Annotated in this window: 5 protein-coding genes and 2 pseudogenes; 5 read left to right on the top strand and 2 right to left on the bottom strand. The window is 57.7% G+C overall.

Annotated elements, in window-relative coordinates:
• Positions 1-401: twin-arginine translocase subunit TatC (locus ACIQ3A_RS13820; protein WP_396432302.1), on the top strand; the 401-nt coding region annotated here is incomplete at its 5' end.
• Positions 402-413: 12 nt separating this feature from the next.
• Here the strand turns inward: ACIQ3A_RS13820 and ACIQ3A_RS13815 are convergent.
• Positions 414-1,570: pseudogene (locus ACIQ3A_RS13815) on the bottom strand (S1C family serine protease).
• 82 nt (positions 1,571-1,652) lie between these two features.
• Here ACIQ3A_RS13815 and ACIQ3A_RS13810 point away from each other — a divergent pair.
• Positions 1,653-2,405, top strand: a complete 753-nt coding sequence (locus ACIQ3A_RS13810; protein ID WP_396432301.1) for a Nif3-like dinuclear metal center hexameric protein — start codon at positions 1,653-1,655, stop codon at positions 2,403-2,405.
• An 11-nt stretch (positions 2,406-2,416) separates the two neighbouring features.
• Positions 2,417-3,493 carry a 4-hydroxythreonine-4-phosphate dehydrogenase PdxA gene (gene pdxA, locus ACIQ3A_RS13805; RefSeq protein WP_396432300.1) on the top strand — a complete coding sequence of 359 codons (1,077 nt, stop codon included), beginning with the start codon at positions 2,417-2,419 and terminating at the stop codon, positions 3,491-3,493.
• A 16-nt stretch (positions 3,494-3,509) separates the two neighbouring features.
• On the opposite strand, the gene mscL is transcribed toward pdxA, so the two are convergent.
• Positions 3,510-3,941, bottom strand: coding sequence for a large conductance mechanosensitive channel protein MscL (gene mscL / locus ACIQ3A_RS13800; protein ID WP_396432299.1), 432 nt, complete (start codon positions 3,939-3,941; stop codon positions 3,510-3,512).
• 138 nt (positions 3,942-4,079) lie between these two features.
• Between mscL and petA the strand changes: the two genes are divergently transcribed.
• Together petA and ACIQ3A_RS13790 are read left to right on the top strand one after the other, a co-directional pair.
• The gene (gene petA / locus ACIQ3A_RS13795; protein WP_396432298.1) at positions 4,080-4,676 is read left to right on the top strand and encodes a ubiquinol-cytochrome c reductase iron-sulfur subunit; all 597 of its coding nucleotides are present in this window, start codon (positions 4,080-4,082) and stop codon (positions 4,674-4,676) included.
• Positions 4,677-4,687: 11 nt separating this feature from the next.
• A pseudogene (locus ACIQ3A_RS13790) lies at positions 4,688-4,847 on the top strand (cytochrome bc complex cytochrome b subunit); the annotation flags it as partial.

Here is a 4,847-nt window from a genome sequence, read left to right as displayed (position 1 = left end):
TTTTCATTGGCGTGGCTTTCTGTTACTTTTTTGTATTCGGTCAGGTGTTCAGCTTCATTCAGAGCTTTGCGCCCAAAAGCATCACCGCCGCACCTGACATCGAGGCGTATTTGAGCTTTGTGTTGTCCATGTTCCTGGCCTTTGGTCTGGCTTTTGAGGTGCCTGTGGCCGTGGTGGTGCTGGCCCGCATGGGCGTCGTCAGTGTGCAAAAACTCAAGGATTTCCGGGGCTACTTTGTGGTGCTGGCTTTTGTGATTGCCGCAGTGGTTACTCCCCCAGATGTAGTGTCTCAATTGGCGCTGGCCATCCCGATGTGTTTGCTGTACGAATTGGGCATCTGGGCGGCACAAATTTTCATCAAGCACACGCGGCCGCCTGAAGAGACCGAAGAGGCTGCTTGAAGTGCAGGCTTTTCAGCGCCGGGGCTTGCTGGCAGCGGGCCGTTCACCAGGGGTCAGGCTCAGATTCACTTCACCTTGACGACGCCAGATGTTCACTTGGGCGGGTTCACCCGGCTTCAGGCTGGCGACCTGGGTTAACAACTCGGCACATTGCGCACGGGTTGCCCAGCCACTTTGACAATCACGTCGCCCGGGCGAATGCCCGCATTGGAGGCGGGTCCGTTTTTCAGCACGCCCGTGATGACGACACCCGCCGGCAAAGCCTGACCGGTCTTGGGCAACTGAAAGCTTTCAGCCAATTCGGGAGACATGTCCTGGGGTTCGACACCGATCCAGCCCCGAATGACTTTGCCATTTTTCAGCAAATCCTGCATCACTTGTTTGGCCGTCGAGATCGGAATGGCAAAGCCAATGCCCATGTTGCCGCCGGAACGTGAATAAATGGCGGTGTTGATGCCCATCAGGTTGCCGTTGACGTCGACCAGCGCACCGCCCGAGTTGCCCGGGTTGATCGCGGCATCGGTCTGGATGAAATTTTCGAAGGTGTTGATGCCCAACTGGCTGCGGCCCAAAGCACTGACAATGCCCGACGTCACGGTTTGACCTACGCCAAAAGGGTTGCCAATCGCCAGCACAATGTCCCCGACTTCAAGGTCTTGGGTTTGACCCAAAACGATGACAGGCAATTTATCGAGATTGATTTTGAGCAGGGCCAGGTCGGTGTCGGGATCTGTGCCAATGACTTTGGCCGCTGCACGCCTGCCATCGGCCAGCACCACCTCGATGTCGTCTGCGTCTTCGATCACATGGTTGTTGGTGAGAATATGGCCTTCGGGGCTGACGATGACGCCACTGCCCAGGCCAGCCGGGTTTTGCTCTTCTTGCTCGCCATAAAAAAACTTGAACCAGGGATCCTGGCTTTGGGGGTTATTGGTTTTGGCTTTGCTGGTGTTGATGCTGACGACGGCAGGGGAAGCCATGCGGGCGGGGGCGCTCAGGCTGCCTGCAGGGCGATTCAGGGGCGATCCTGCAGGGGCCTGCAGCAAGGTCATCCCGTCGGCAGATCGCTGTGCGCCACGCAGCCACGAGGGCTGAAGGGTGGCGACCACAAACCAGACCGCCAGCAGCACGGTCACCCATTGGGAAAATAAAAGCCAATAACGTTTCATGGTTTCAGATTGTCCTTGATTCAGGGCAACTGTTCAGGTGCCTTGCGCCACAATACCTATTCAAGATTCCCAACCCTCCGCCATGACCAATGCCAAAATTCTGGGCCAGGCCTTTGATGACCTGCTCCAACCGGAAAAATTTCGCGATTACGGCCCCAATGGCCTGCAGGTCGAGGGCGACCGCGAGGTGAAGTTGCTGGTCAGCGGTGTGACCGCCAGCCGGGCCCTGATCGAAGCCGCCATTGAAGCCCATGCCGATGCCATTTTTGTGCACCACGGCTTGTTCTGGCGTGGCCAGGATGGGCGCGTCGTCGGCTGGATGCGCGAACGCCTTCGCTTGTTGCTGACGCATGGCATCCATCTTTTTGCCTACCATTTGCCGCTCGATGCGCATCCTGAATTGGGCAACAATGCCCAATTGGGTCGCTTGCTGGGTTGGCAAGCCGATGGTCGATTCGGAGATCAGGACCTGGGGTTTTTAGGCGTTGGCACACAGCCCTGGTCCAGACCCCAAGCGCTGGCCGATCACGTGTCGGCTGTTCTTGCACGCCCAGTGACCTGCGTTGGCGACATGGGTCAACAGGTTCGCCGCGTGGCTTGGTGCACCGGCGGTGCGCAAAGCTACTTTGAAGCGGCCATTGCCCAAGGCGTCGACGCTTTCATCACCGGTGAAATTTCGGAGCCGCAAGCCCATCTGGCCAGAGAAACCGGCGTGGCATTCCTTGCTTGCGGTCACCATGCCACTGAGCGCTATGGTGCACCTGCCGTTGCGGCCAGGGTGGCGCAAGAGCTGGGTTTGCAACACCGCTTTATTGACATTGATAACCCTGCGTGAGTCGCACCGGCATGACTTCTGAACCCGAACTGTTACCGGCCCGAATTGCGCGACCCATCGCGATCACGCCAGGCGATCCTTGCGGCATCGGCCCTGAAATCATTGCCCGTGCTTGGTGTTGTGCGCCTGAATCGACCCAGGGCTGTTTTGTGGCGGGCGATGTGGCCCTGATGCGACGGGCCATGGCCTTGGTTCAAGCCGTGCCGACTTTTCCAGTTTGCGAAATCCAGACCCCAGCAGAGGCTATGCATGTGCCACCTCGCTGCCTGCCCGTGATGCAAGTGGTGCCTGAGGCCCCCGCTTTGCCCTGGGGTCGGGTCGATGCCCGTGCCGGGCAATTGGCTGGCGATGCGGTGCTGTGGGCCACGCGCGCAGCTTTGCGGGGTGAGGTTGCCGCTTTGGTGACGGCGCCTTTGCACAAAGAGGCCCTGCATGCTGCAGGGGCGCCTTACAACCAATACCCGGGTCATACCGAATTGCTGCAGGCCGAAGCCGCCCGGCACGCGCGTGTGACTGTGGCGCAAATGCCCGTGCGCATGATGCTTGCCAATGACGAGTTGCGCACTGTGTTGGTGAGCATTCATGTGTCCTTGCGCGAGGCCCTGGAGGCCATCACGCTCGAGCGCGTCTTGCAAACCTTGCGCATCACCGACGCGTCATTGACGTCGCTTTTGGGCCGAAAACCACGCATTGCTGTTGCCGGCGTCAACCCACATGCAGGGGAGGGTGGTTTGTTCGGGCGTGAAGAGATCGAGGTTTTGCACCCCTGCCTGGCCATTGCCAGGCAAGAGGGGCTGGATGTTCACGGCCCTTATGCACCCGATACGGTTTTCATGCGGGCGCGCAAGCGGCCCGATGGTCGGCGTGAATTTGATGTGGTCATCGCGATGTACCACGATCAGGGTTTGATACCGGTCAAGTACCTGGGGGTGGAGCAAGGGGTGAACGTGACACTGGGGCTGCCCTTGGTCCGAACCAGCCCTGACCACGGCACGGCAATGGACCTGGCAGGAAAAGGCCTGGCCGATGCCAGCAGCATGATTCAGGCCATTCGCATGGCGCGCCAAATGGTCAATTTCACCGACTGACCTGAAGGTCTGTGCTTCAAGCTTTGTGGTTCAGGCTGTCTCGAATCTCACGCAGCAATAAAACGTCTTCCGGTGTGACGGCCGCTGCCTCTGGGGCCGCAGCTTCGGGCGCGGAGGTCTTCAACCGGTTCATTTGGCGGATCATCAAAAAGATGATGAAGGCCAGGATGATGAAGTTCAAGGCCACCGTGAAGAAGTTGCCATATGCAAACACGGCCCCCAATTTTTTGGCTTCGAGCAACGACAAACCTGCAGTTTGCCCTGCCAGTGCCAGGTAATAGTTGGAAAAATCCAGCCCGCCAAAGGCCTTGCTGACCAACGGCATGATCAGGTCACCCACGATCGAGTCGACGATCTTGCCAAAAGCACCGCCAATGATCACGCCGACAGCCAGATCAATGGCGTTTCCTTTTACGGTAAAAGTTTTGAATTCTTGAATAAATGACATCTCAGTGACTCCAAAAAATGAATACAGCGCCCGATTATGCGGCAATAGTGTCTCAGCAGAACGCTTGTAAGTCGGTGGGTTGTTTCACTCCGCTACAATCTCGGGTTGACCCTGATAACGACTCGCTAGAGGATTCCCATGAGTGACACCCCAGTCGACAACAGCAAACGGACCTGGCTGATTGCTTCCGGTTGCGCAGGTGCCGTAGGCGCTGGCTTTGTGGCCACCCCCTTCGTCAGCAGCTTCCAACCTTCCGAACGAGCCAAAGCGGCTGGTGCGGCCGTCGAAGTTGATATTTCCGCCCTGAACCCGGGCGAAAAGCTGACGGTCGAATGGCGCGGCAAGCCTGTATGGATCATGAAGCGCACCCCTGAGCAACTTGAGTCCCTCAAGAAGATCGAGGGTCAACTGGCCGATCCAGCTTCCGCACGTACGGCATACCCCACGCCTGATTACGCCAAGAATGGACACCGTTCCATCAAGCCTGAGATCATGGTGACTGTGGGCATTTGCACCCACTTGGGCTGTTCACCCGGCGACCGGTTCGCCACAGGATCGCAACCCTCCTTGCCCGATGACTGGACTGGCGGCTTCTTGTGCGCTTGCCATGGTTCGACATTTGATCTGGCGGGCCGCGTGTTCAAGAACAAGCCGGCACCAGACAACCTCGAAGTGCCACCGCACATGTACTTGTCTGACACCAAGTTGATCATTGGCGAAGACAAGAAGGCTTGATGGAGACTGACATGGCTCAATTCAAAGAAATTTCTCCCAACGCCCCCGTAGGCGAAAAGCTGCTCAACTGGGTGGACAACCGTTTCCCGGCTTCCAAGCTTTACAAGGACCATTTGTCCGAGTACTACGCGTCCAAAAACCTGAATTTTTGGTACGTGTTTGGCGCGCTGT

This window comes from Limnohabitans sp., assembly GCF_044361985.1.
Classification (GTDB): domain Bacteria; phylum Pseudomonadota; class Gammaproteobacteria; order Burkholderiales; family Burkholderiaceae_C; genus Limnohabitans_A.
Note: the sequence above shows the minus strand (reverse complement) of the source record. Positions and strands in the feature narration are given on the sequence as shown.